The organism is Flavobacterium flavipallidum (genome assembly GCF_038289905.1).
Lineage (GTDB): Bacteria > Bacteroidota > Bacteroidia > Flavobacteriales > Flavobacteriaceae > Flavobacterium > Flavobacterium flavipallidum.
This window is the reverse complement of record NZ_JBBYHU010000004.1, coordinates 77,937-104,326: the sequence shown is the minus strand read 5'-3', so window position 1 is coordinate 104,326 and position 26,390 is coordinate 77,937. Positions and strand designations below refer to the sequence as shown.

Below are 26,390 nucleotides of genomic sequence, written 5' to 3'. Positions count from 1 at the left end.
TTATTTTTTAATGATTTTCTTCATCATCAATATCATTAGGAATAATGGCAGGGGCATTTTGTATTTAGCAAAAAAGAAAAAAACTCTCCAGTGAAATGGAAAATATTTCAACTTTAATTTGGTAAAAGCTGGTTTGTGATATTTAGAATCAAGTACCGTTTTTATAAACTTTATTTTAGAAAAAAATGAAGTTGTATTGTAAGTTTCTATCAAACCTAAACCTATTACACTTAAGCATATCCTATTATTGAAAGCTTCATAATACTCTTCACTTTTATTATTAGATTTTAAATTTGTTAAAATTAAATCAAAAAGAAAATTTGTTTTATTGAGGAAATCTTTTTTATAATTCGATGTCATCGAAATAGGATTAAACTTTCGATAATTGTAAAAAGCTTTATCTAAAATATAAACAGATTTGGCGTTATTTAAATACTCCCAACTAAACAAGCCATCCTCCCAAGCTCCTATTTCATTTATATTTTTTGCAAAAATATTATTATCTTTTATAATTGATGTCTTATAGATTTTCCCCCAAGCTGTGACCATGGTTTCTAGATGGCTCGGATCATGCAATTCGTCTTTAATTGGACCAGTAATCCTTCTCTGTAAAAAAGCAGCATCATATTTTCCGTTATATTCAAAACTTCTCACAACCTTATTACCCTCATACTGTTTTATAAAAGAAAAACAAACTAAATCTGAATTTTCAATAAAAGGTAAAACAGACTCAATCGTGTTTAATTCCAACCAATCATCACTATCCACGAAAAGCAAATATTCGGCAGTTGCCAATTGAATTCCTTTATTTCTGGATGCTGCGAGACCTCTATTTTCTTGAGATACTAATAAAATCCTACTATCTAACAATTCATATTCCTGACAAATTTTCAAACTATCGTCAGTAGAACCATCATTGATTAAAATTATCTCTAGATCTTTATAAGTTTGATTAATTATACTGTCTAAGCATTGCCTCAAATATTTAGAAACATTATAAACGGGTATAATTACACTAATCAAATTATTATTCATTTTTTTTAATTATATAAAATTACATTCATCAAATAGGTAAAAGCAAAATAGGCTACTAAAACCGTTGCTAAAACCTTATGTTGATTTTTGATTTGAATTTTTGTTAAGAAAGGATAAACAATGATAATCCCCATCATAAACCAGGATAAATAGGCAAAACGATTGGAAAAATTAGCCCGAATGACCAATATCCAGAATCCATTAGCCGCCAAATAAATACAAACTAAACGATTGTAAGTTGGATTAATAAATTTCTTTTTAAAAATAAAAAAATAAGCCGCATACACCGCAGAGGCTGAATACAACAAAAAATCCCATCGAAAACCGGTACTGGAAAACGCTCCCTGTTCATTGGTTCCTGTTAAATAACTTACCCGGTCATCAGCCATCAATCCCGCAAACAATCCTTCCCAGAAACCTCCTGCAATTAATGATAATGGAATACAGGCTAACCATCCGTAGAAATATTTCTTTGGATCGGCATAAAAATAAGTCAATATTAAAGCGGCTGTGGGAATCACAAGTGATTTATGGAAACCAATAGCAATTAAAACAAATAGTATTTTAAAAACAATTTTATCTCTGGATAAAGCATACAAGAAAACAGATGTTGCAATTCCATTCCGTATACCATTCGTTCCAAATGCCCAAAAAGAAAAGGAAGCCACTAAGGCCAAAAAAGCATAATAATGATAGTCTTTAAACCATTTTCTACAGGCTGCCCATAAGGGCAAAACATACAACAACGCACACATTAAAAAAAAAGTTGATGCTGTCATTATCTGAGCACAGTTGTACATAAAAAAATCAAAAACAATATCATTCGCCCCTATGAAAGACATGCCTTGTTGATACATTTCAAAAGAATGGTTATAAACCACCATGTCTCCAAAACGATAATTTACAGGCCTTAGTCCCATGTAAAAAAGAACAATTACCAATAAAAAACCTGAAAGCGATTTTATTGTACCTAAATTTCTAGAAGAATTAATAGCTGTATTATTCGATCTAAAAAAAGTAATTAATACAATTATCAATAACAAATAATAATAAATTGTCGTATAATATTGTAATGGTATAAAATCTAACATTTCATGAATTATTATTTAAAATTGAATTATATCTACTATTATCTTATATTGTTTTTTGACAGCCACTTTTTGGCAGTATAAAGATTATATAATACACCAAAAAGCATAATATTAGAATGTTTGAACTCTTTTATAATTTTTAAATAAGTTTTCTTTCGCTTATCACTCAAAAAAGATGAATAATATTTATTTTGTTCTTCATCACTTTCTTTATCACCATATATTGTCAAATATTTCTCTAGTTGATTTGAATCATATTTTATAAAGCCTTCATCTGAAATAAGAAAATCTCCTACAATATCACTATCAATTTTTAGGCTTTTTCTATTTTGAAAATGTAAGTACATCAACTCATTTTGAACAATCTGATTTTCTTTTTTCTTTATTTCTAATACCTTATTGTTTTTATAGACTAAAATTGAAGGGAAATCAAAAAGTCCAGAATGAATTCTGAATCTTTTAAAACTTTCATTTACATTAGCAAAAAACGAATTTTCATAAACTTTAAATCCATATTCTTTCAAAATTACATTTATACCTATTTCATCAAAATTACAGGAATAGGTCGTTTTAGAAACAAAAGAAAATTTAAAAACTTTAGGAAAACCAGCACCTAGCTCTAATTTAAATGCTTTATTAACTCTCTCAACATTTTTATAAATTGAAAGATGACCATATGTAAAAATTCTATCATATTCCTCTAGTGAAATCTTTTCTAAATAGGAATCTAAATCACCAAAAATTAAATCTATATCGCAGTGGCCCCAAAAATCATAACCTTTTAAATAATCATTTAAAACATAACCATAACAGGGTTTATATTCACAAAGCTTATAAGGATGTCCTAAATATACATTACCTAATTTATTGTAAAAAATATTTTGAAATTCTTCATAACTTATGTTAAACACTTTGAAATTTAAAGGATAATCATAATAAGCATCATCATCTGTAAATAATAGAAAGTCAATTTTTTCACTTTTACCAGCAGACATTAAAAACAACTCAAACCAAGCTGGTAATTTACCAAAATATGGGATGGGAATAGCAATCGATTTATTTCTCATTTTATTGTTTAAAAACTAACTGATTGAACAAATCATCCCATTGTGCCATTACATTTTCTTTTGAAAAACGTATAACGCTTTGTCGGGCATTTTCCCCTAAATAATTTCTTTTGCTTTCATCAAGCATGAGTTCAGAAAGACTTTTAGCAAAATATTCCCTATTATTTTGTGGGGTCAAGTAACCATCAAACTCATTTGTAATAATATTTCGGGGACCAAAAGGACAATCATAGGAAACAATAGGCAAAGCTGAAACCTGAGCTTCTAATAAAACCATTGGAAAACATTCGGTTGCTGAAGTCATGGCGTAAATGGATGCTTTTTCTAATTCCTCTTGTAAATTAGCCGTAGCCGGCATTAATAAAAAACTGGATTCTAAATTAAAACTTTGAATCAACTCTTGAAGTTCTGTTACCAATTGAGGTTCTCCATCTCCAAACAATTTGATTTTCCAGTCAGTAAAATTGTCATGAATCATTTTCCAGATATGAATTAATTCCTGAAATTGTTTTACAGGAGCTATTCTTCCTGCTGCAATTATGGTTTTCTCTTTAACATATTTCGTTGACAAATCCGATTTAAAATCAGTAAAATTGGGAATCACAACGGTATTACAGCCCTCAAAATAAGGAACTTCATCTTTGTTCAACACCACGAGAGCATTGTATCTTTTAAAAATAGAAGTCAAATTTTCTTTAATACTTTTTTTCTCCTTTTTACCTGAAATCCCAACAACTATTCCTGAAGAATGCAATTCCTTTATTTTAGGAATCTGTTTTTGTATATAAGGTAAAAAAAACTGTTCTGGTGTATAACTGACTGAAACAATAATATCGGGTTGGATTTTTTTAATTAATCTTCGTAATTTAAAATAATGCTTTAGTATTTTAACTAAATTCTTTGGATGAAAATAACTGCGATTTTTATGATAATTAATTGCTAAATCAAATCGGGTTAATTTATTATCCAAAGGATAGACATCAGGCATACCCAACTGCTCAAAGGTGGCTAAAAAAACCTCATCTTTATTTTGTTGCAATAAAAAATTAATTTTTTGCGACAGCATTCGTTCTATTCCACCATGCGTAGAAAGCTGATTGGTACAATACAAAATTTTCATCAAGCCAATTCTTTAAATAATGTTTCCCATTGTTTCATTACCGCTTCAGGCAAAAAACGTTTTACATTTTCTCTTGCTTTCATTCCCATTTCCTTGCGTAACAAATGATCTTCAATCAATTGATTTATGGCTGAGGCAAATTGCATTATATCATTATTTCCCACCAAAAACCCATCCTGATTATTGCTAATAATATCTTTAGGTCCATGAGGACAATCAAAAGAGATACAGGGAACTCCACAAGCCATTGCCTCAATCAATACCATTCCAAAACCCTCAAAACGAGAGGGCAATACAAAAACAGAAGCCTGCTGATATTGCTGTATTATATTTTTTTCGGCCGGGTAAAAAAATACTTTTTTCTCAATTCCTAATTGTTCGGCTAAGCTTTTCAATCCCTGTTTTTCATCGATTGTACCAAAAATTGACAAATTCCAATCGGGATTTTTTTGATGAACTATTTTCCAACTTTGCAATAAACGGTCATAACCTTTTTGAAACGATTGTTTGCCTACCGCAATTACCGTTTTATTTCCCAATTTTGATGACTCCTCAGGATAAAACGACAAAGGATTAGGAATAACGGCTATATTTTTCAAGTTCCATTCTGAGGTATTTCCCTGAGTCAAAACCACAAATTTATCATACGACTTTGCCAAAATACCCATTAAAATGAAAGTTAGTTTGGTCTTTATTTTTTGCAAAAAAGTTTCTGAATCTGCTTTAATTTCAATTTGTTTAGAAACATGACGTTCATAAATCATTGGAGAGTTTTTGCTTAATAACAATGGTAGAAAAAAAGCCTTTAATCCATCATCACATACACAGATAATTTCGGGTTTTATCCTACTTACAAGTTTCTTTAAACCAATTGAATACTGTTTTATATATTGTAAAACATTCCCATTCACCAAAATATCATGATGTGTTATTTTATTACTAAAATCGAAAAACAAAGTATCATCCCCCTGATTCAAAGTAACAATATGTACTTCATAATTCAATATATCCGCCAAATAACTGGCTTTAACCGATAGTACTCTTTCTAATCCTCCGGCACCCGAAATTTGATTGGTAATGTATAAAATACGCATTTACAGAATACTCTTTTGAATTTGGTTTCTTTCCATAAAAACTAAAGTATTATCAGGTACAATCCCTTTTATAACGCAACCGGCACCAATAACACAATTCTTGCCAATAGTTGTATTTCTTAAAACAACCACATTACTGGCTATCCAAGTTCCTGAACCTATACTTATTTCTCCAAGAGCATATTCGGAGGCGCTCACGCCATTAATTGCATCATAACGATGGTCGTTATCAAACACACACACATTAGGACCAAAATTACAATTGTCTCCTATTGTAATTTTGGATTTGGCACTCAGCATACAATTTTGATTCACGAACACTTTGTCGCCTATTATTATATTTCCGGAATTAGTGGCTACTAAACTGGAATTTCTGGAAATACATACATTGTTTCCTAACAAAATTTTTCCTGTTTGCAGTATTTTTATTTCCGCCGACGGACTAATTCGCTGCAATAATGAAGCTTTAAAACCTTTATATCGCAATTTCAAAAAAGAAATTCGGATAAGATTGTACAAAAAGAGGAAGTATATCATTTTAAACTAATGCTTATTTATGATTTAATGTCCTTAGAACAAACCCTTGTGTAAAAGGCAAGATATCAAAATCCTGTGAGTGTACTCCAATTGCTTTTGTATCTCCTTGCGAAAAATCAATTGCACCATCCCGTCTGGTTACCGACATTAGATATTGCAAGGCTTTTGATTTTGCAGCTAAACTAATTTCCCTTATGGATTCTATTTGGAAGGCATTGGCAAAAAACCAGGCTAAAGTCGCTGTTGTAGAAGAATCAGCCCTGAATTCTTTTACAGAAACAATCCAATTCCAACTTCCGTTTTCATTTTGAAATTGAACTGCCATTTTTGCAAAAGCAATCACACTTTCTGTTAATTTGTATTTATACTCATGTGCATCAGGCAGTGCAGTCCAAGAGTCTATCAAACCAATGGCATACCATCCTAAACCTCGCCCCCATCCAAACAAACCTACTGGTATTTTTGAATCAACTAAATAGCTATGACAAGGAATAAACGTATCATTTAACATCGCGTACTTATTAAACTCTGTAATTTGGTTTATCCCCAAATTTACCGCTTCTTCTACTTGAAACTTTATACCATAGTTAATCAAAAAAGGACAAATAAATCCAATAGTGTCCACATAACGATAGTTTGTACTGTAACTTTTATAGGCTATTGTACCATCCATCCCCTCTAAACTTAAGATTAAATTATAGATATAATCATAACTGGGTTTCATTTTATCATGATCGATTCCTTTTAAATTAATCATGGCATAAGCGAGTATTACACCATCTATTTCTTTAGGCTTATCTAGCCAAAAACCATTTTTATCAATTTTATTGGCAATATATTGTTCAATATTTTTTCTAATAGTAATACTATTTGTTTTTGCTACAACTTCACTTAAACCCAAGACTAATGCCGCTTCCTGCCAATGTTGAATGGCAGCTCTTTTATAATTCCCTTTTAAAATATCAATAATTACTAGTCTTCTGTTATCCGTAAAAGTAATTGTTGGCGCTTTTTTTAACCACTTTATTGATTTTTCAGTGATTTTATAATTCCATTGTTCTGTCGAATTGTAACGTCCAATGCGGATACGGCTTTGCCAGGTGTAAAGCATTGGAATAAAATCAACCGCTAAAACCAAGAAAATTAGTAGGAGAATATAAAACATTAGTATTTTTTATTTAAAAATTAAATGAGTACAACTTTGTTAAACAATATATCCTAATGTGTTTTCTAAATCTCTATTCATTTTTTCGCGCATTTCGGCGGTTATGCCTTCCTGCATTAACCAACTTTTATCGTAAACAGGAGCTGTTTGCATTATTTCCTGATGTTTCTTTTTATAATCAGCTACTGTAGTAATAAATTTGGCAGGATTACCACCCACTACTGTATTTTCAGGAACTGATTTAGTTACAATACTCCCTGCCGCTACAATGGAATTTTTACCAACTCTAACACCAGGCATAATTAATGCTCGCGCCCCAATGAAAACATTGTCTTCAATAATTACTTTAGCAATTTTTGTATAATCTAATAACTTTTGAGTACTGGCATCGTGAGCTAATAAATAAACCTGAGGCGCAAATGTTACATTATCTCCTATTTCAATTAACCAGCAATGGGCATAATCCAGCATACAGGCCGCTACTCCATGAACATTTTTTCCTAATTTCATCCCCATTTTCAAGCAGGCTTCTACGTTTAGTTCCCCCTCAGAAATCATCCCTAAACGGAATTTTATCGATTTTATAATTCTTTTAATCATAAATATTTCAGCGATTTAATCAATTAATCTTTTAGTAAATTTTTCATATTTCTATAGGAATAATAAGCCCTTGGAAAAACAAATAAATAAATTAGTTTTTGGTAAAGTGTATTGAGTTTTTGAAAATAATTCTCTTCTAGCAATAAAGAATAAATAACTAAATAAACATAATCCCACAAAAACACTTTTGGGTATTTTAGAAAAGGATGCGTTTGATTGTCTATCAATTTATAATACGAAAAAGCCAGACCTTCTATATACCATTTTTTATACGAACTATCTGAAAGTCCTTGGTTTTGATATTCTACAAATTGAATAACCTCATTGATACATCTTACTTTGTATCTTTTTGCCATTTCATGCCAAACCACAGCTTCGAAAACAAAACGGACACCCATTTTCTCTGGAAAAGGAAACTCTTTTAGAACACTGGTTTTAAATGCAACTGATTTATCACCTTTCAGATGGTACTTATAATAAATATCTGGAAAATGAACATCCCAAATTGTATCAGGAAATGGGCTTCCTACAATTTCACCGTTTGTATAGCTTGACAAACCTACAATACCACAAATACTATTATCATTCTTAATAACATCCCATTGTTCAGATAATAATTCCAAAGCATTGTTTGCAAAAAAATCATCACTGTCAATAATTATAAATAAATCCGTCTTTGCTTTATTTACTCCAAAATTAATGGCACTATGTTTTCCCCCGTTTTCTTTATAATAATAATTAATCTGGATTTCTTTTCTTGCAATTAGCTCTTTCACAAGCTCTTCAACACCATCAGTACTTCCATCATCAACGATTAGCCATTCAAAATTCTTGTTCTTTTGAGCTAACAGACTTTGATATATCTTAGGTAGAAACTCTTTTCTATTATAAACCGGAGTAAAGACTGTAAAAACCATTTTTTTTAATTATTTAAAAAATGATACAAACGTTCAATCTCCCTTTCGGTTCCATTATCTTCTAATGATAAATTATGAGTTAATCGCTCTCTTAATCCTTTATCTACGATTAGTTCAATCCATTTTTCGGCTATTGATTCAGCATTCATCTCTGCAATAATACCCGTTTTGTAATCTGTAATTTGATCTTTTACGGTGCTAAAGTTAGTTACCAAAATAGGTTTATTCAAAATTTTAGCCTCATCTATAGAAATTGATTTCCCTTCAAAACGGGAGGTTTGCATAAATACATCGGCTTGCTGTACATAAGGATAATGATTTTCCTTAATACCCAATAATTGAATAATATCCGTTAAATTATTATCTGATATTTGTTTTTTAAGTTCCTCTTTTAATTCTCCATCACCCAAAATAATCCAATTAAAATCGTAGCCTTTGTCTTTAACTATTTTGGCAGCATCAATGGCCATATCATAGCCTTTTTGATGACTGAAACGACCAACAGAAATAATTTTGAAACCAGAGTACGGTGGGTCAATTTCTTCCTGAGCTAATTTGTGTATTAATTTTGGAGAAACAATATTTTTCAAAACTTGGAATTTACCCGGAAACATTGGAAAATTATTCTCCAAGACTAATTTACATTCCTCAGAATCGGTGAAAATATAATCTATTTTATTAAAAAAAGGAATGTCGATTTCTTTAGACATGTGCATTTTGTCGTAATCATTATGTATCCATCCAAGCTTTTTGGGTGCATCCACTTTTTCAACACAATAATAATTAGGTCCTTTTTCAATACAACCTACAGCATAATGGAATTTCTGATCTAATTTCGGAACGCATCGACTAACATATTTCCAGCTCAACTGCTCTTTCCGATAAACATTTTTCTCAAATTTCATTAGGATACTTGAGATAATCCGATTATAAATAATATCAAACCTTCCTTTTTTCAAGCATTCATACAAAGCTTTTTTTATTGACATATCAAAATATTGAAATGCAACAGGAGCTGGCAGAAGAATTACTTTTTCATGGAGCTGATTTAAAAACAGCCCTCTGTTCCAAAAAAGCTGGACATAAACATTAAATTTATCATAATCTATTACCTGCAACAAAGAAATAAGTGCCTTTTCTGCACCACCACACTGCAACTCATGGGTAATAAATAAAATATCTTTCTTACTATTCATTTATCAACTGATATATTTTATTAATTTCATCTTCTGTCCCTAATTTTTCCTTAGATAAATTTTCAGCTAATGAGGTCTGAAGATTATTATCATCTAATAAATTGCTTATTGCTATTGCTAACGCATCGGGTTTCATCTCCGTAATAATTCCGTTTACATTGGATTGAATTTGATCTTTAGCAGTAGAAAAATTAGTAACAATAATAGGCTTATTGAGTATCTTGGCTTCATCTATAGCAATCGATTTGCCTTCGTATTTAGATGGTTGCACATATACAGTAGCGGCTTTAAGATATGGGTATGGATTTTCTTTTAATCCTAAAAGAATAAAGTTTTTTTCCAGTCCTTTCTCTTTTATTCTTTTTGTCAGCTCCATTCTTTGTTCGCCTTCGCCAATGACCAACCACTGAAAATGAATATTATTTTCCTTTAATATCAAAGCGGCATCGATAGCTAAATCGAATCCTTTTTGCGGATGCAATCTCCCTATTGAAAGTATAATAGGGACTGACTTATTTATATTGGCTTTTTCGAGAGCTAATTTATGGATCAATTCTTCTGAAACGATGTTGTATATTACTTTGATCTTTTTTAGGAAATCAGGAAATCTTTCTTTTAGAACTGTAGCACATTCCTCAGAAACGGTTGCAATAACATCAAGATTCCTAAAATATTTTTCATCTATACTTGCATCCAAATTCAATTTATTGTAATCGTTATGTATAAAACCTATTTTCTTTTTAGCTTCAATACAGTCTATAATAAAATAAATTGATGATTTTTCAAGAAATCCTACTGCTGCATCATATTTAGCAAATGGTAACTTGATTGACTTTACTATATATTTCCAACTTCTTTGTTCGGCAATTCCACTATTTTGTATACTGAAAAGTTTCAAAGCATACATAAACCTTGAAAATGCCAGTTTTAATTTTCCTTTTTTGATAAACTCAACAATAGCAAGCTTGATATTTTTTGTGAAAATTAAATAATCCTCGTTAAGCTCAAGGATATTTACTTCGGCTGGTACTGATTTTAAAAAAATTCCTTTTTTATTTAGAAGAATTAAATCCACTTCGTATTGATTAAAATCAATACAATTCAATAAATTCACCAGACTTTTTTCGCCCCCTCCTGCATCCAGACTGGGAATTACAAAAACAATGCTTTTTTTCATTAATTTAATTCAAAAAGATAGGCTGCAGCTTTATGCGACATCTTTTTAATTTCAGGAATTTTGTTTTCTAATACAGCTTTCAAACTTTTCTCCTCTTCTAACATTTCATCAAAATTGGATATCAATTTCTCTGAATTAGAAATCTCTTCGAGATTCAAAACTAATTTTTCAGTACCAAAAATATCTTTTGCTATTCCTTTAGATTTTACACTATAACCCAAAACCATCGTAGGAACGCCACTAGAATAAGCAGCAATAGTGGCATGGGTTCTTGCTCCTATAAAAAAACGCATTCTGGAAATATACCCCTTGTATTGAATAGCATTTAAATCTTTTGGTAAAATTAGTACTCTGCCACTCTCTTTAAACTGATTATAAAATTCCTGAAGTATCGCATAATCGTCATTTCCTGATTCAATAACATGAGGCGTTAAAGCAATCGTCAGATTCGTATTGACAATGATATGTTGTACTAAATCAAAAGCGGCTTTTTTTGAATTGCTGTTCTTTTTCCAAACTAACGGACTGTAATTAAACCCAATCGTATTATTTTCTACCCATCCTTCCGGCAAAGACAATTCCTCTTTATCCATTGTAAAAGCTCCATCAGCACAAAGTTTTACCTCCTGAATACCATTATTTTTCAAAATATCCATAGTTAAGGTCTCTCTGGCCAAGATTAAATCAAAAAGCTTTAAATCCTGAATCTTTTGTTCAGAAAGATCCTCAGTTCCTATTGATGCTCCCCATAATACTAATTTCTTTCCTGCCTTTTTAATACAACGGTTGATTTCATAAAACCCGGGTTGCTCACCATAACAGTAATTATCTCCACCAATGGACAGGAACACATCATAATGAGGTATCTTTTCAATTATATCTTTATGAATAATTCTATAAGGAAAGTTCTCGTCTTTAAAAATCTTAAGATTGATTAAACTGAGCAACCAATTAAAAGAATATTTAGAGATTTGTCTACGTTTTTCCGAATATAATGTATCTATCAAAGGAATCATCGTATCCGATGCAGCATCTAATGAAATTAAGTCAACAGTTACATTGGGGTTTTGTTTTTTTATCAAAGCAACTCCTGAACGAACAATAGCTTCACAGCCTCTATTTTTACTTCCTCCATGGAAGAACATTAGTATTTTCATATTTTATTTATTTCTATACCTACTATAAGAAGTAGCTATATACAATTTTACTACTGACTGATTTTTTACTGCTTTTAAAATAAACTGATCATATCTCCCGCCTTTGTCATAAAGACTTTGATAATATTTATGAATTACACCAACAACATCTTCATTATAAAGCATTTGTTTTATCATAGCTATTCTTTTCATCAAAGACAGCTGTGGCGTAGGAACAAAATAAAAATGGATTAACGATATGGTATTATTAATCAGCTTTTCTGAACGAATTTTTTCAATTTCTTCATCGCTGAATTTTAAATCTAAATAGCGTCTATAATCAACCTGATATAATCTTAAAATATTCTCAAAATAATTCATTTTTAAAATACTTCGCATGGCACTTCCGGCAACTTCGCGGTAATGATAACCCGTGTAATCAATATAAACAAAACTTTGTATTTTATTGAAATACTTTAAATTGAAAACATTATCTTCAGACAATTTGTTTCCTGGTGGAAAATTAATAGCATTATCTTTAATAATAGCTGCTTTAAAAAGTTTGTTACAGGAAGAATACAAATCATCTTTTTGAATTAGATGCCTCCAAAGCGTATCTTGTATAAAATCTATTCCTAAACGCTTTTCTTTCGGAAATTCATATCCTGAAATAAATTGTTTCCCATTAACGTAACCAAACATATTACACAAAACGATATCTGATTGATATTGCTCCATGGTATCATGAAGTCGCTGATACATATCTTTTTCAATCCAGTCATCAGCGTCAACAAAGGCAATATATTGTCCTCTTGCAATGGATATACCTTCATTTCTGGCGACACTCACCCCTTTATTTTCCTGATTTACAAGCTGTATTCGGCTATCTTTTTCCAGATACAATTCGATAATCAACTTTGATTTATCTGTTGATCCATCATTTACAAAAATAAATTCGCAATCTTTGAAAGTCTGATGAATTAAAGATTCAATACAATCCTGAATGTATTTTTCAACATTATAAACCGGAATAATGACACTAATTTTAGGAGTATTCATCTATTAGCTTATAAAAGCGGGGTTCAAACAATTTTCAACTAATTGTTCTATAGCTGATTCCTGTAAATCATAAAACAACGGAAGTCTCAATAAACAATCTGTAAATTTATCGCTGTTTTCAAGTTCGTCTCCATCGTATTGCTCTTTATAATAGTCACTATTATGCAGTGATAAATAATGAAAAACAGCATGAAAACCATTTTCTTTCATTCTTTGAATCAATTGATTTCTGCTTTCAATATTCTTTGTAACAATATAAAACAAATGCCCGTTATTAGTAGCATAATCAGGAACTTGAGGCAATTGAATCTCTTTCAAATCCAGTTTACTCAACAATTCATAATAGCGGTTCCACAAACCAATTCGTTTGGCTTGGATTACATCAATTTGTTCTAATTGCGCCCATAAAAAAGCAGCAATCAGTTCAGAAGGTAAAAAAGAAGAACCGGTATCTACCCAACCATATTTATTTACCTCGCCTCTGAAAAACTCAGCACGATTGGTTCCTTTTTCCCAAATTATTTCAGCTCTGCGAATAAATTGTTCGTCATTGATGGTTAACAAACCGCCTTCGCCTGATATAATATTTTTGGTCTCATGAAAAGAAAATGCCCCTAAATGTCCAATGCTTCCTAATGCTTTTTTTACACCATCTTTATCAATATAGAAACTATCAATTGCCTGAGCTGCATCTTCAATAACATACAGTTGATACTTCTTAGCAATTTCCATAATTTTATCCATATCACAGGCTATCCCTGCATAATGTACGGGAACAATCGCTTTGGTTTTAGCTGTAATCAGGGATTCGATTTTATCGGCATCTATATTAGGATTATCAGCATAGGAATCGGCAAAGACAATCTTAGCCCCTTGTCTTACAAAAGCAATGGCAGTAGAAACAAAGGTATAACTGGGTACAATAACCTCATCCCCCTCCTTAATATTTATCAAGATAGCACACATTTCTAATGCATCGGTACAAGAAGTGGTCAATATGGTTTTTTTAAAACCGTAACGCTCTTCAAACCAACTCTGACATTTTTTGGTAAAAAGTCCGTTTCCGGCCAATTTTCCACTGGCCAAAACTTCCTGCATGTAGTTTATCTCGTTACCTGTTTGATGAGTTTTATTAAACGGAATCATTTATATTTATTTATTACTGCTAATTAGTTTTTTATAAAGTATGGACTTTAATCCAAGATAATTTTGATAGTATTTAAAAGAGTAAAAACTCTTATCGATATACTTATATTTAGAGGACAACTTTGCTAACTCTGTTCGAATTTGTAATTCATCCAATAATTGTATTAAGGCAGTATACTTTACTTTATCCCAATTTGGAATTATATTTAGTTCAACAATTCTTGTTATAAGAAGAAGATATACCTCTTTAAAATATTGATTTTCTATAATAGACTTTGATGAATTTGCTTTTTCAAATTGAGTAATTTCAATTATAGCTTTTACAAAACCTTGATAGGCTTTATCTGAGCGTCCTTGTTTAGATAAAGAAGTCGGTCTTTGAGTATATTTATAATAGGGTACATCCCAATAACTAATTTTTTTTCCTAAAAAATGAGCTTTTACATTAAAAACAGTATCAGGCCCAATCATTATACCTTGAGGATATTTAATATTTTGTATCAAACTTCTTCTATAGATTGTTGCTGGAAAAGTTCTTCTTGGATGCGATAAGCCATCTTTTACTACATTTATATCACCAACAGAATTGGTTTTATTGATAAAATTCCCTTTTTCGTCATACAAATGTATATTTAGATACAAAAGATCCAAATCATACAAATCTATATATCTAACTATATCTAAAAGAGTAGCATCATAAATAGCGTCATCAGAATCTACAAAAGCAATATAAACTCCTTTTGAAATTTCAATAGCTTTATTTCTAGTAACCGCTTCCCCTTGATTCTCCTGAGATAATAATACTAAATTTTCATGTTTTCGTTCATAATCCTCTAATATAGCTAAGGAATTATCCGTAGAACCGTCATTTATAACAATAACTTCAAAATCATTGGTGGATAAATCCTGAGAAAAGACACTATCCAAACATCTTTTTAAATATGATTCGGTATTATAAACTGGTATTATGATACTTAACTTCATCAATTTATATGTTACAAATTATACTAGACCTATATAATTCTCTATCATTTTCCTGAATTTCAAAGTTTTCATTTGAAGCTGCTTCTGCAACATATCTCCCTTTAATGGGGATCTTATTTTTTGCGTTTTGAAGCATCCACATATATTCAACATCTACATGACCAATATCAATGGCCCAATAATTTGATTTTGCTAAATCATAGGCTAAAACAGATGCGGTTGGCCCTAATGCAATTAAAATTAATTTATGCTTACCGTGTAACTTTGCTATCTCTAAAATTGTATCATACTTGCTAAATGCATCTTTTGAAGGACATATAATTCTTTGAAGTGTTTTAGCATTGCCAAACAAATCGTTCCCTACCCCCAGACGAGAGAACTCACCTTCTACAATGACCACATCTTTTAGATTCCAAATTTCTTTCAATAAACGCACAACTTTTACGGCATCTTTTTTACTTTGATAATCAATGTAAAAACGCGAAATAAAAGCATTCCCAAAAACATATTTTTTATTTGTTATACTTTGGGCTATTTGATCTCCATATTGATTAATAAAGTGAAGCCAATGGATTTTAGCCTCTCTTTTAAATTCTTTAACCGATACAAAACTAGATGGTATTGCAACTAAATGGTTCGGTAATTTTGAGTTTAAAACTTCAGATAATCTATCTGCTATTTCATTGGATAAACTTTGAAATACAATATTGCGTTCTCTATTCACCAATCGAAACTCACCATCACCAAAACGGCTTAACGATTTTTTATTGGTCACAATATCAGTAATAGTTTCTTCAACTGATAAAACATTGTATTTTGGAAAATTCCTTCGTAAAGGTAACGTTCTAAAAAACCAATAAATATAATACAGCTGCCTCTTCACTAAATATTGTGTTTTGCTCTTACTTCCTTAATCACTTCTAACCATTTACGCCCAAAAAAACGATCCGGTTCTAAATAATTCCCCTCAGCCCATTCATTCCATGATTTAATTATAAAAAAAGGAGGATTTTCGGGATGTTTTTTATATTCCTGAACACTTTGACTTAAATAATGTTTAAATGCTTCGGGATTGGAATTGTGTAATACTAAAGATTTAACTCCTGAACGGGCTGAATTATCCCAATTAGGCAGAATACAGGGAATATATTTGGAATTTAAAATTGTTGTTGGCATTTTTTTAATTCCTGCCTCATAATTAACAACCAATGGTTTTTTACGCTTACTCATTTCTTTAAAATGACCTGTCCATGTTTTCCATAAACGTTCATAATTAAACCATTTACTTTCTTCATCAAAATAAAAATATTGTGAATATCTCAATTTTTTAAAAAAATCCAAACCTACTACACCAAATACTTTATCATTATTAACAACATTTTCTGAACCTACATTTCCGGTTGCTACAAAATAAACCCCATCAAATCCATTGTCTTTAGCCAATTGATTAAATGTTTCAATAAAAACTTCTATATCAGGAATTGAATCTAATCTATAAATATGAAACTTCGGTTTATTTGCTACTTTGATATATCGATCATCTTTAAAAAAAGGCAATAAATAATTAAAATAATCAGTATAATCTTTTTGACCTAAATATTGTTGCTCCATCAATACCTCTGGATTATCGACACCATGCCATATTCCTGACCAGGTTTCATTTGCCCAACAAAAACAAAATGGTAAATCGACTCTTTTATCATTTAGCATATTTTCAGCCGGCTTTTCTAATAGCATCCTTCCGTCACCAAACCAATATTGATAATAAATAAATCCATCTATTCCATATTCTTTGGCTAATTCAGCTTGCTGAATTTGGGTATCCACTAACCTTAAATCATAGTAACCTAATTCACTAGGCAAAATAGGCTGTCTATGTCCTTTAAATAATGGTTTTGCTTTCGCAACATTGGTCCATTCGGTAAAACCAATTCCCCACCATTTATTATTTTCTGGAATAGGATGGTATTGAGGTAAATAATAGGCTAAAAATTTCATTAGTTAAGTGCTTCTTTATTTAATTTTTTAATTGAACAATTTATATCTTAACTCGACAAGGAAAGTTTTTTGAAAAAACTTTGATTTCATTTTGTATGTTTTTAAAATACGCCATATTAATAAAAGTTTAGAAAACTTATCTAAATCATAACTAAATATCCTATTCAATGTATCGTATAAAACTGCTGTCTCGAGATTTTTAATTTCAGAATTCGTTAAAACGCCATCGTCAATTGGCAGTGTTTTCATCCACTTTTTATGAACTAAAAGAGCTTCTTTTTCCCAACATTCATTTACCTTTCCTTCTGAAAAATGAGTGAGCAATATGTCATAAATTACAATATTTTGATATTGCGTTGAAACATTCAAACTAAAATCTAAATCATAACCATGAAAGCTTTTTAATAGCGATTCATCAAACTTAAAATGATTAAACTTTGAAGCCTCAATAGCTAAAAAAAGACCATCTAAAGTGATAACATCAGAGGTATACTCCTGTAATGGATTATTCGTTCTTACTTCAGTCGCTCTATCCTGAAATTTAAAAACCTGCTTATAATTATATCTGTTGGCATCCTTATCACCTATTAACAACTGATACCAACTTGATATCATTTTGGTTTTTCGAGTTGCTCCTGCTAAACCTACTATTCCTATTTCAGGACGCTTTAAATATTGTATTAATATATCTCCCCAATTTTGAGTTTCAAATTGTACGTCTTCATGAATAAACAATAAATTGGGATATTTTGCCTTAGCTGCTCCTGAATTATAAGCTGCACAAATCCCCATAATTCCAGGATTATCAATTTTGATTATTTCATATTGAAAACCAGTTCCAATCGTAGCTTCAACATTTTTCTCAAACTGATTAAAATAACTTTTTTGATATGAGGATATGATTATTGACAACATATTTATATCAATCTCAATTTGATGAATGACTTGATCAAAAAAGGCTTATTTATTAACAAATAATAAAACAATTTTCTTTTTTTATATTTATAATATCCCTTTTTAATTAATCCTAAATTTGGATTAAGTTGCTTTAATTGCTTTAGAATATTTCCATTAATAACACTATCAAATTCAAAATGAATATCATACTTAATTTTTGTTGCTATTGTATGTGCCTGTAATAAATCAAATTTAGTTTTAGTAATATTTCCGTCATGTCTTCTGTAATATAAAAGAGATTGGGGCAAATATTTAATTACCAAACCACTATTTAACATTTTTAAAACTAAATCATAGTCCTCTAATAAAACGTCTCTTTGATAATATCCTATCTTATTGTAAACTGATTTCCTTACAATAAAAGCAGCTCCTGAAATGAAATTGCCATTGTATAATAATGCTCTTAACTCTTTGTTATTTTTAAATTCAGGACTTCCGAAAAAATCCTCATTTAAAATCTTAGAATTTTCATCAACACCATAAGCCTTTGTATAAATTAAATCCGCATTTGTGGTTTCAAATAAGGCTACACAATTTTTTATGTAATCAAAATGAAAGAAATCATCTGCTGCAATAAGTTTTATGTACTTACCATTTGCCAATCCAATACATTCATTCAACGTGGTCGCCAATCCGGTATTTTTTTTATGAAAATTTGTTATCGCACTATACTGATTTGCTTGTAACCAACTTTCAAAAACCTCGACCGAATTATCTAGGGAAGCATCATCTCCAATAATTAATTCAATATTTGGATAAGATTGTTTTTTTATACTATCTAAATTTTCTTTAATATATTTTGAATGATTATAACTTACAACAACAATGGTTACTAATGGATTTTCCATTATCTTAAAAAGTATTTAGTATAGCAATTACCGTATTAACCTCCTCATTTGTCATTACCGGGCTAATAGGCAAACTCAAAACCTCCTTGTGCATTTTCTCTGCTATTGGAAAAGACAAATCATTCATTTCTTTATAAGCATGTTGCTTATGAGGCGGTATTGGATAATGAATAATAGTTTGAATACCCTTATCAGTCAAATATTGTTGTAATGCATCTCTATTTTCAGTTCGTACTACATATACATGCCATACATGCTCTAAGTCATTCACAGGAATTTCCGGAAGTATAATTTTAGGATTAGTAATCCCTGCATTATACTTATTGGCTATTTGTCTTCTGCGTTCATTTTCAGTATCAATATATCGCAATTTAACATCTAATATGGCTGCCTGAATTTCATCCAATCGGGAATTTAATCCTTTGTATATATTAACATATTTTTGATTAGAACCATAATTTGCAATGGCTCGTATTGTAGATGCTAAAATATCGTCATTAGTTGTAACAGCTCCTCCATCTCCCAAAGCACCTAAGTTTTTACCTGGATAAAAACTAAAGCCAGCCGCATCTCCTAGGTTTCCGGTTTTGATACCGTTCCACATAGCACCAATTGCCTGTGCATTATCTTCAACAATTTTCAATTGGTATTTTTCGGCTAAGGATTTCAAAGCTTCATTATACACCACTCTACCCTGCAAATGAACAATTAGAATACTTTTAGTCTTTGAGGTGATGGCTGCTTCAATTTTCGATATATCAATATTAAAAGTAGTATCATCAGGTTCAACTAATACAGGAACCAAGCCATTATCTGATATAGCTAATAAAGAGGCAATGTAAGTATTAGCAGGAGCTATAACCTCGTCTCCTTCCTGCATAATACCTAATTCTAAATAAGCTCTGTAAATCAACCGTAAGGCATCCAAACCATTGGCTACACCAATAGCATGTTTGGAACCTATATATTGCGCTAAATTTTCTTCAAATGTTTTTACTTCTTTTCCTAACAAATACCAACCAGAACGAAATACGTCCAGCATTCTTTTTTCGATAGCTTCCTGATGAAGCAAATTAACTTTTTGAAGATCTAAAAATTTAATCATATTCCTTTGAATATATTTACTTGATGAAGCTTTTTATTTTATTCGTAATTAGCGTATTATATTGATTAGTACCAAAAAAAGTTAAATGGTCATGATCATAAATATAAGGAACACCATTTAGGGATAAAGGTTTAACTTCTTTTTTAAATAAATCTACATATCTATTTCCAAGCTTCGCCAGCAAAACTTCATTTTTATCCATTACTCTTTTAATTCTATCTTTATCTTCCTGACTTTCTATTTGATATTTATCAAGTAAAAATTGATAGGTAGAATAATCTAATTTATAGGCTCTAGTTTGTCCAATAAATAAAACGGGGATATTAATTTTATTAAAATAAGCTAAAGTTTTGTTCAAATAGTCATCTAAAAGTACATCTTCATATCCCAAATAATTAGCACTAAAGACTACCAAATTAATTTTGTCTTGATTAGCCGGAATAAAATCAGTAAAAGCATAATTAAATAACTTTATAGGTGTTTCAAAAACACTTTTAGCATCTTTAATTGGAAAAGTTGCATCAGAAGATATTTGAATTAGATTAAGATTTAAATTATCAGCTATTTGCTGCATTGTTTGACCAAACATTCCGGCATGACTATCGCCAATTAAAAGAATATTTTTTTTGTTATTATTTGGAAAAAATAAATTGTTTTTAAAGTCAGATGGTAAAGGTTGATCACCTAAATGATGAAATTTACCCATTCTGTATTGGGCTTTGGCTTCATCACTAAATTTATAATTAGCAACATATTTCCCAAGATCTATTTCTTTATTGATAGTAATATTAGTATTGTATTTAGCCAAACAAAATGTAACTGCAAATATTGAAACACTCGTTGTTGCAACAAACTTAAAGTTTTTGACTAACTTATTTTTCTCTATCAATTCGTATGAAAAAACAGCCAACAAAAAAGATAAAATAATAAAAACCAATCGATGTTTGAATGCTATATCCAAAACTAAAAAATGACTTATAACAAAAAATGGCCAATGGTATAAATAAAGTGAATAAGAGATATTTCCTAAATAAGTAACCATTTTATTTTTATACCAACGAAGTTCCTGATTCAAACTAATAATAACGGCTGTAGCTGTAACAGGTAAAATTGTTAATAGCGATGGCCACATCACCGTATAACCATTAACCAAATAAACAAACAACAACAGAGAAAACAATGAAACGGTTACTCCAAATAATTTCCATTTGACAGCTATTTTTTGAAATGACTGCTGGTATAATAAAGCTAAACCACCTGCCATCATTTCCCATGCTCTTGTGACAAACATATAAAAGGAAAAGTCGTTTTTGCCTATCGCATTAAAATACAAAACACTTCCTAAGGATAATAATGTCACAGATATGAAAATAACTTTAAAAAGTTGTAGATTCGATTGATAGAGCCTTTTTGTAAGCAACAAAAAGAGTGGATAAATAATATAAAATTGCCATTCAACTGATAATGACCAAGTGTGCAACAGAAAATTATAGTGAGAAGCCGCATCAAAATATCCGGAACTTAAGTAATAATAAATATTAGAAAAGAAAAGTGTACTTGAAAAAGCATTATTTTGGAACTGGAAAAACTGAGTTGGAAGTACAAAAGCAATAATTACACTAAAAACGACCAACGTAAATAGTAATGCCGGAAATATCCTTAGCATTCTTCTCTTATAGAAATCAAGAATACTAAAATTATTATTATCAATACCTTTTACTATTATTTGTGTCATCAAAAAACCTGAAATCACAAAAAAGATATCTACTCCTACAAAACCCCCACTGAATCCACGAATATTATAGTGAAAAAACAGTACCGACATAACTGCCAATACTCTCAAAAAGGATATATCGTATCTAAAATTATTCAATTATAAATTTGGATTTTTAAAAACGCATGTAAAATTTAGACTAAGAAATTGTACATTTTTGAATACTATTACTCTTTAAAATCAAAAGATGAATGCTACTTACTTAAAAAACTTTGAAATTTAATTTTACTTTCAAAAAAAGCTTCTTTTTCTAGCACAAAATAATAATTTAACTCATCTTCGTTTACTATGACCGGATTGAATTTTTTGTGATAATTGACAACTGATTTATTATCTTTTCTTACTTCAAAATTCAATTTTTGATATCCTAAAACAGTAAAAACGTATTCCTTTATTATGATATCCAGCTTAATCACATTGATGGGATTATTATAAGAAGGTCTGGAAATAAAACTACCTATTTCAATAGTATCTTCTTTCTTATTATAGATTCTATACGTAGCAAAATCAATTTCATTTACATCTGAAGCTATAAAATAAAATTCTTCACCTTTTTCTTCTCTAAGCTTATAGTTTTTTATCCACTCTTTCTGTTTTTCTGTATCAGAATCCGTTTGACTTATAAATCTTGACTTTGACAAGTCTGTACGCAACTCCAAAATAAAAGCAGCATCCTTTTCTTCAACAAAGCGTAATTTGATATTATAATTACTTATCATAATCAATGATAATAATTTAAAAATTGATCATAATCTCTAATATAATCGGTTTCATTATAATGATGAGAAGCGAGTACCAAACAAATAGCTCCGGAAGAAAAATTAACTTCAGAAGCCCAAATCCCTGGAGGTATATGCAGCCCTATATCCGGTCGATTTAACAAAACCTGTCTCTTAACTTTCCCATCATCTAGTAGTACTTCAAAAGCACCACTTGCCGCTATCAAAAATTGATGACATTCTTTATGAGCATGAGCCCCTCTACTTTCTCCTCCTGGAATATCATACAAATAAAAAACTCTATTAACGTCAAAAGGGATGTCCGCAGAATTTTCAACAGGAGTAATATTTCCACTCCTGTCTTTTATTTTTCTAAGCTGAATTAAGTCACAATTATAAACCGTTACCATAAATTTCATTTTTTAACGTTTTAAAATCTTCGAAATCCCTTATATAATCATTCTGATCATAAATAGTATCAGCTGCAACAAAGGCAAGAGAATTAGTCGAAAAATTCTCTAATCTTCTCCACATCATTTTGGGAACATAAAGTCCATAATAAGATCTATTTAAAGAATATTTGACTTCTTGTTCTCCATCATGCAAAATCACATCAAAAGAACCTGACAAGGCTATAATAACCTCATTCTGTTCTTTAAAAGCATGGCTTCCTCTTATTTCTCCACCCGGAACATCATAAATCCAATAGACTCTTTTAATCTCAAAAGGTATTTGATTTTCTTTTTCGAAAAAAGACAAATTACCTCTGGGATCAATTATTTTAGGAAGTTGAATTAACGCAATCTTACTCATATGTTATTTCTTTTACTATTTGAGCTGGATTTCCTCCAATTATAACATTATCTGGAAAAGAATCATAAACTACGGCCCCTGCAGAAACAATTGAATTTTCACCAATAGTTACCCCTTTTAATACGATAACATTGTTGCCAATAAATACATTTCTTTTTATCAATACATTTTTACAACTATGTGTTCCCGAATTCCTTTTATCCGGGTGAATCGAGTGAAAATCAGAGTCAAAAATCTGAACATTACATCCTATTAACACATTATCTTCTATTTCAATTGTACTTTTTTCTGCAATTATTGAAATGTTATTATTAATATAAATGTTATTCCCAAAAATAATTTGTGCCGTATCACGTCGAGCTTCAATGTGCGCATAAGTACTATATAATAATGGGGAAGGATTAAATCCTATTTGAACGTTATCTCCAAAACTAATTTTACCATTTCCAACTAATAAAACCGGTTGTATATTATTTGATTCTCCAACAAGCTGTTTGCAAGTAGATTTTACAGATATATACTTATATCTAATACTATCAATCAGATTTAATATAATATTAATAAACATTATATATCAACTTAGGTTTTATTATACCTGGAATTCTTCTTAAATATTTTCCTGAATTTTCAAAAGTTTCTTCTATTTTAAAAGTTGAAAATTTATCTAAATGCAATAGAACTTCACTTTGATCTTTAGCAAAAATAACACTGATAAAATAATCTCCTGAATTCAAAATATTTGCTGGTATAATTAATTCTGTTTTATAATTTTTTATCTCAGAATTACTATTATTAGCAAAAGGAATAAACATTTCAAAAAGCAATATATCTTCATTGTTATAGATATTAACACTAAAAGCTAAGGATTGGTTTTTAACTTTAGAATCAAAGTCAAATATTATTTCAACTTCATCATTTGATGTTAAGTCATTTACATTTTTAATTTCAATTGCATTAACTTTTAAAGTAGAATTTTCTAAAACAAACTTTTTCGTATTAATATTTAGGTCAAAATCACTTTTATAATAATCAAGAATAATATTTGTCTCATCTTGTGCAATTAATTGACCATTTTTCAAATATATAGCCTGATTGCATAGTTGTTTAATCGATGGTAAATTATGACTCACAAACAACACCGTCCTTCCCTCTCCTTTAGAAACATCGCCCATTTTTCCGAGACATTTCTTTTGGAATTCGGCATCTCCTACGGCTAATACCTCATCAACAATCAGAATTTCAGATTCTAAGTGAGCCGCTACTGCAAAGGCCAAACGAACATACATTCCTGAAGAATAACGCTTTACAGGCGTATCAATATAGCGTTCTACACCGGCAAAATCCACAATTTCATCAAACTTACGGGTGATTTCGGCACGGCGCATTCCCAAAATGGCGCCATTCAAATAGATATTTTCACGTCCCGTCATTTCGGGATTAAAACCGGTTCCTACTTCCAATAAGGAAGCAATACGACCATTTACTTTGAAATTTCCGGTTGTAGGTTTCGTTACCTTACTCAACAATTTCAACAAGGTACTCTTTCCGGCTCCATTACGTCCAATAATCCCAACGGCATCACCTTGTTCAATTTCAAAATTGATATCGCGTAAAGACCAAACATAATCGCTGTTACCTTTGGCAGTTCGATCATTCGCATCACCTATTTTTAAATATGGATCCTCATTTCCTCTTATTTTATGCCAAAAACGATTTAAATCGTGCGTTAAAGTTCCTGTACCTACTTCTCCAAGTCGGTATTGTTTGGATATATTCTCAGCTTTTATTGCGAGTTGCTTCATTATTTTTTTAGAGTAATAATTAAAAAATTCTTAATTCTTTTAGAGACTGTTTAAAAATTTATCAAAATTAATTACCCCTAACTTTAAAGGGTGTAATTTCGATGAATTTTCAAGAAATTTTCCACCCTTTAGGGACGGGGAAAAAGAAAATTTCTTTTTTGGAACAAATTCAAACAGGCTTTAAACCGTATCCATAAAGCTCTTCTCTACTTTATTGAAAATAACGATACCTAAAATCAATAGAATACTGATAAAGAAAGTGCTAAAAATTAAACTTGACGGGGTAAAACTCCCTGACCCTAAATAACCATATCTAAAACATTCAAAGATGCCGGTTAAAGGATTTGCTTTTACTAACCATTGGTATTTTTCAGGCATAGCCGATACAGGATACACCACAGGAGTAGCATACATATACAACTGGATTCCAAAGGCTAACAAAAAGGACAAATCTTTGTATTTTGTTGTCATTGAAGAAAAAATCATTCCTAATCCTAAAGCAAAAGCTGCCATTAAAAGGATTAAAAACGGTGTTGCTAAAACCCATAAATTAGGTTGAATTGATTTTTCAATAAACGTATAATACAGTACAACCGCAATAAACAACCCAAACTGAATAACAAACTTTAATAGCCCTGAAAAGACGATAGAAAGTGGCATAATTAATCTTGGGAAATAGACCTTCCCAAAAATAGAAGCATTCGTTTGAAAAACAGTAGAGGTTTTGGTTAACGAATCAGAAAAATAATTCCAAATGGTAATTCCTGCCAAATAAAAAGCCAATTGTGGCAATCCATCTGTTGACAATTTAGCTACCTGTCCAAATAAAACCAAATAAATCAGAGAAGTTAAAATAGGCTGAACAAAAAACCAAATAGGCCCTAAAATGGTTTGCTTATAAAAAGTAATAAAATCTCTCTTTAACAACATTAAAAGTAAATCCCTGTAATGCCACAATTCTTTAAAATTGATAGCAAAAAGAGAATCCTGCGATTTAATTTCTTCTGTCCACTGCTGTTCTGAATTCATTCTATTATTTATTTTTATCTT

General features: G+C 30.5%; 27 protein-coding genes. All 27 read right to left on the bottom strand.

All coding sequences use genetic code 11. From position 1 onward, the window contains the following. The 27 genes from AAEO59_RS03540 to AAEO59_RS03410 all read right to left on the bottom strand — a co-directional run bounded on the left by AAEO59_RS03540 (position 1) and on the right by AAEO59_RS03410 (position 26,369). Positions 1-1,035, bottom strand: a complete 1,035-nt coding sequence (locus AAEO59_RS03540; protein ID WP_341699361.1) for a glycosyltransferase family 2 protein — start codon at positions 1,033-1,035, stop codon at positions 1-3. A gap of 5 nt (positions 1,036-1,040) precedes the next feature. Next, complete coding sequence (locus tag AAEO59_RS03535) at positions 1,041-2,126, bottom strand: EpsG family protein (protein ID WP_341699360.1); 1,086 nt, start codon at positions 2,124-2,126, stop codon at positions 1,041-1,043. 38 nt (positions 2,127-2,164) lie between these two features. Beyond that, positions 2,165-3,193: a DUF6625 family protein gene (locus AAEO59_RS03530; protein ID WP_341699359.1), complete on the bottom strand. Its 1,029-nt coding sequence runs from the start codon at positions 3,191-3,193 to the stop codon at positions 2,165-2,167. Position 3,194: 1 nt separating this feature from the next. Then, positions 3,195-4,313, bottom strand: a complete 1,119-nt coding sequence (locus AAEO59_RS03525) for a glycosyltransferase family 4 protein (RefSeq protein ID WP_341699358.1) — start codon at positions 4,311-4,313, stop codon at positions 3,195-3,197. Then, positions 4,313-5,407 (bottom strand): glycosyltransferase family 4 protein, encoded by a 1,095-nt coding sequence (locus AAEO59_RS03520; RefSeq protein ID WP_341699357.1) that lies wholly within the window; start codon positions 5,405-5,407, stop codon positions 4,313-4,315. Before AAEO59_RS03520 ends, AAEO59_RS03525 begins: the two co-directional genes overlap by 1 nt. Beyond that, complete coding sequence (locus AAEO59_RS03515; RefSeq protein WP_341699356.1) at positions 5,408-5,944, bottom strand: acyltransferase; 537 nt, start codon at positions 5,942-5,944, stop codon at positions 5,408-5,410. 13 nt (positions 5,945-5,957) lie between these two features. Continuing rightward, complete coding sequence (locus AAEO59_RS03510; protein WP_341699355.1) at positions 5,958-7,109, bottom strand: glycoside hydrolase family 88 protein; 1,152 nt, start codon at positions 7,107-7,109, stop codon at positions 5,958-5,960. 39 nt (positions 7,110-7,148) lie between these two features. Further along, entirely contained in the window at positions 7,149-7,709 is a 561-nt protein-coding gene (locus AAEO59_RS03505) for an acyltransferase (protein ID WP_341699354.1), read from the bottom strand. A gap of 23 nt (positions 7,710-7,732) precedes the next feature. Next, positions 7,733-8,626, bottom strand: a complete 894-nt coding sequence (locus AAEO59_RS03500; protein WP_341699353.1) for a glycosyltransferase family 2 protein — start codon at positions 8,624-8,626, stop codon at positions 7,733-7,735. Positions 8,627-8,631: 5 nt separating this feature from the next. Further along, positions 8,632-9,822, bottom strand: a complete 1,191-nt coding sequence (locus AAEO59_RS03495; protein WP_341699352.1) for a glycosyltransferase — start codon at positions 9,820-9,822, stop codon at positions 8,632-8,634. After that, entirely contained in the window at positions 9,815-10,999 is a 1,185-nt protein-coding gene (locus AAEO59_RS03490; RefSeq protein WP_341699351.1) for a glycosyltransferase, read from the bottom strand. The genes AAEO59_RS03495 and AAEO59_RS03490 overlap by 8 nt, the downstream gene beginning before the upstream one ends. Then, positions 10,999-12,156, bottom strand: a complete 1,158-nt coding sequence (locus AAEO59_RS03485) for a polysaccharide pyruvyl transferase family protein (RefSeq protein WP_341699350.1) — start codon at positions 12,154-12,156, stop codon at positions 10,999-11,001. Before AAEO59_RS03485 ends, AAEO59_RS03490 begins: the two co-directional genes overlap by 1 nt. A gap of 3 nt (positions 12,157-12,159) precedes the next feature. Then, positions 12,160-13,194 (bottom strand): glycosyltransferase, encoded by a 1,035-nt coding sequence (locus AAEO59_RS03480; protein WP_341699349.1) that lies wholly within the window; start codon positions 13,192-13,194, stop codon positions 12,160-12,162. A 3-nt stretch (positions 13,195-13,197) separates the two neighbouring features. Further along, positions 13,198-14,340: a dTDP-4-amino-4,6-dideoxygalactose transaminase gene (gene rffA, locus AAEO59_RS03475; protein WP_341699348.1), complete on the bottom strand. Its 1,143-nt coding sequence runs from the start codon at positions 14,338-14,340 to the stop codon at positions 13,198-13,200. 6 nt (positions 14,341-14,346) lie between these two features. Continuing rightward, a complete protein-coding gene (locus tag AAEO59_RS03470) occupies positions 14,347-15,324 on the bottom strand; it encodes a glycosyltransferase family 2 protein (protein WP_341699347.1) in 978 nt (325 codons plus the stop codon). 4 nt (positions 15,325-15,328) lie between these two features. After that, positions 15,329-16,207, bottom strand: coding sequence for an SP_1767 family glycosyltransferase (locus tag AAEO59_RS03465; protein WP_341699346.1), 879 nt, complete (start codon positions 16,205-16,207; stop codon positions 15,329-15,331). Beyond that, a complete protein-coding gene (locus tag AAEO59_RS03460) occupies positions 16,207-17,322 on the bottom strand; it encodes a glycosyltransferase WbsX family protein (protein ID WP_341699345.1) in 1,116 nt (371 codons plus the stop codon). Before AAEO59_RS03460 ends, AAEO59_RS03465 begins: the two co-directional genes overlap by 1 nt. 27 nt (positions 17,323-17,349) lie before the next feature. Further along, the gene (locus AAEO59_RS03455) at positions 17,350-18,237 is read right to left on the bottom strand and encodes a glycosyltransferase (RefSeq protein WP_341699344.1); all 888 of its coding nucleotides are present in this window, start codon (positions 18,235-18,237) and stop codon (positions 17,350-17,352) included. Between the two features lie 2 nt (positions 18,238-18,239). Beyond that, positions 18,240-19,127, bottom strand: coding sequence for a glycosyltransferase family 2 protein (locus AAEO59_RS03450; protein WP_341699343.1), 888 nt, complete (start codon positions 19,125-19,127; stop codon positions 18,240-18,242). A 4-nt stretch (positions 19,128-19,131) separates the two neighbouring features. Continuing rightward, on the bottom strand, positions 19,132-20,232 hold the full coding sequence (locus tag AAEO59_RS03445; RefSeq protein WP_341699342.1) for a DegT/DnrJ/EryC1/StrS family aminotransferase: 1,101 nt from the start codon (positions 20,230-20,232) through the stop codon (positions 19,132-19,134). A gap of 16 nt (positions 20,233-20,248) precedes the next feature. After that, positions 20,249-22,105: an acyltransferase family protein gene (locus AAEO59_RS03440; RefSeq protein WP_341699341.1), complete on the bottom strand. Its 1,857-nt coding sequence runs from the start codon at positions 22,103-22,105 to the stop codon at positions 20,249-20,251. Positions 22,106-22,200: 95 nt separating this feature from the next. After that, complete coding sequence (locus AAEO59_RS03435; RefSeq protein WP_341699340.1) at positions 22,201-22,725, bottom strand: GNAT family N-acetyltransferase; 525 nt, start codon at positions 22,723-22,725, stop codon at positions 22,201-22,203. 2 nt (positions 22,726-22,727) lie between these two features. Continuing rightward, positions 22,728-23,144: a sugar 3,4-ketoisomerase gene (locus tag AAEO59_RS03430; RefSeq protein WP_341699339.1), complete on the bottom strand. Its 417-nt coding sequence runs from the start codon at positions 23,142-23,144 to the stop codon at positions 22,728-22,730. Next, on the bottom strand, positions 23,119-23,538 hold the full coding sequence (locus tag AAEO59_RS03425) for a sugar 3,4-ketoisomerase (protein WP_341699338.1): 420 nt from the start codon (positions 23,536-23,538) through the stop codon (positions 23,119-23,121). Before AAEO59_RS03425 ends, AAEO59_RS03430 begins: the two co-directional genes overlap by 26 nt. Further along, positions 23,531-24,106: a DapH/DapD/GlmU-related protein gene (locus tag AAEO59_RS03420; RefSeq protein ID WP_341699337.1), complete on the bottom strand. Its 576-nt coding sequence runs from the start codon at positions 24,104-24,106 to the stop codon at positions 23,531-23,533. The genes AAEO59_RS03425 and AAEO59_RS03420 overlap by 8 nt, the downstream gene beginning before the upstream one ends. Next, complete coding sequence (locus tag AAEO59_RS03415; RefSeq protein WP_341699336.1) at positions 24,096-25,340, bottom strand: ABC transporter ATP-binding protein; 1,245 nt, start codon at positions 25,338-25,340, stop codon at positions 24,096-24,098. Before AAEO59_RS03415 ends, AAEO59_RS03420 begins: the two co-directional genes overlap by 11 nt. A gap of 180 nt (positions 25,341-25,520) precedes the next feature. Next, entirely contained in the window at positions 25,521-26,369 is an 849-nt protein-coding gene (locus AAEO59_RS03410; protein WP_341699335.1) for an ABC transporter permease, read from the bottom strand. Between the last annotated feature and the right edge of the window lie 21 nt (positions 26,370-26,390).

Excerpts from the sequence above, each read along its gene's own strand:
- AAEO59_RS03485 (WP_341699350.1), bottom strand. The coding sequence starts at position 12,156 with ATGAAAATACTAATGTTCTTCCATGGAGGAAGTAAAAATAGAGGCTGT.
- AAEO59_RS03480 (WP_341699349.1), bottom strand. The coding sequence starts at position 13,194 with ATGAATACTCCTAAAATTAGTGTCATTATTCCGGTTTATAATGTTGAA.
- AAEO59_RS03530 (WP_341699359.1), bottom strand. The coding sequence starts at position 3,193 with ATGAGAAATAAATCGATTGCTATTCCCATCCCATATTTTGGTAAATTA.
- AAEO59_RS03455 (WP_341699344.1), bottom strand. The coding sequence starts at position 18,237 with ATGTTGTCAATAATCATATCCTCATATCAAAAAAGTTATTTTAATCAG.
- rffA (WP_341699348.1), bottom strand. The coding sequence starts at position 14,340 with ATGATTCCGTTTAATAAAACTCATCAAACAGGTAACGAGATAAACTAC.
- AAEO59_RS03490 (WP_341699351.1), bottom strand. The coding sequence starts at position 10,999 with ATGAAAAAAAGCATTGTTTTTGTAATTCCCAGTCTGGATGCAGGAGGG.
- AAEO59_RS03515 (WP_341699356.1), bottom strand. The coding sequence starts at position 5,944 with ATGATATACTTCCTCTTTTTGTACAATCTTATCCGAATTTCTTTTTTG.
- AAEO59_RS03410 (WP_341699335.1), bottom strand. The coding sequence starts at position 26,369 with ATGAATTCAGAACAGCAGTGGACAGAAGAAATTAAATCGCAGGATTCT.
- AAEO59_RS03445 (WP_341699342.1), bottom strand. The coding sequence starts at position 20,232 with ATGATTAAATTTTTAGATCTTCAAAAAGTTAATTTGCTTCATCAGGAA.
- AAEO59_RS03470 (WP_341699347.1), bottom strand. The coding sequence starts at position 15,324 with ATGAAGTTAAGTATCATAATACCAGTTTATAATACCGAATCATATTTA.
- AAEO59_RS03415 (WP_341699336.1), bottom strand. The coding sequence starts at position 25,340 with ATGAAGCAACTCGCAATAAAAGCTGAGAATATATCCAAACAATACCGA.
- AAEO59_RS03540 (WP_341699361.1), bottom strand. The coding sequence starts at position 1,035 with ATGAATAATAATTTGATTAGTGTAATTATACCCGTTTATAATGTTTCT.
- AAEO59_RS03510 (WP_341699355.1), bottom strand. The coding sequence starts at position 7,109 with ATGTTTTATATTCTCCTACTAATTTTCTTGGTTTTAGCGGTTGATTTT.
- AAEO59_RS03525 (WP_341699358.1), bottom strand. The coding sequence starts at position 4,313 with ATGAAAATTTTGTATTGTACCAATCAGCTTTCTACGCATGGTGGAATA.
- AAEO59_RS03420 (WP_341699337.1), bottom strand. The coding sequence starts at position 24,106 with ATGTTTATTAATATTATATTAAATCTGATTGATAGTATTAGATATAAG.
- AAEO59_RS03495 (WP_341699352.1), bottom strand. The coding sequence starts at position 9,822 with ATGAATAGTAAGAAAGATATTTTATTTATTACCCATGAGTTGCAGTGT.
- AAEO59_RS03460 (WP_341699345.1), bottom strand. The coding sequence starts at position 17,322 with ATGAAATTTTTAGCCTATTATTTACCTCAATACCATCCTATTCCAGAA.
- AAEO59_RS03430 (WP_341699339.1), bottom strand. The coding sequence starts at position 23,144 with ATGAAATTTATGGTAACGGTTTATAATTGTGACTTAATTCAGCTTAGA.
- AAEO59_RS03500 (WP_341699353.1), bottom strand. The coding sequence starts at position 8,626 with ATGGTTTTTACAGTCTTTACTCCGGTTTATAATAGAAAAGAGTTTCTA.
- AAEO59_RS03520 (WP_341699357.1), bottom strand. The coding sequence starts at position 5,407 with ATGCGTATTTTATACATTACCAATCAAATTTCGGGTGCCGGAGGATTA.
- AAEO59_RS03425 (WP_341699338.1), bottom strand. The coding sequence starts at position 23,538 with ATGAGTAAGATTGCGTTAATTCAACTTCCTAAAATAATTGATCCCAGA.
- AAEO59_RS03450 (WP_341699343.1), bottom strand. The coding sequence starts at position 19,127 with ATGGAAAATCCATTAGTAACCATTGTTGTTGTAAGTTATAATCATTCA.
- AAEO59_RS03535 (WP_341699360.1), bottom strand. The coding sequence starts at position 2,126 with ATGTTAGATTTTATACCATTACAATATTATACGACAATTTATTATTAT.
- AAEO59_RS03435 (WP_341699340.1), bottom strand. The coding sequence starts at position 22,725 with ATGATAAGTAATTATAATATCAAATTACGCTTTGTTGAAGAAAAGGAT.
- AAEO59_RS03505 (WP_341699354.1), bottom strand. The coding sequence starts at position 7,709 with ATGATTAAAAGAATTATAAAATCGATAAAATTCCGTTTAGGGATGATT.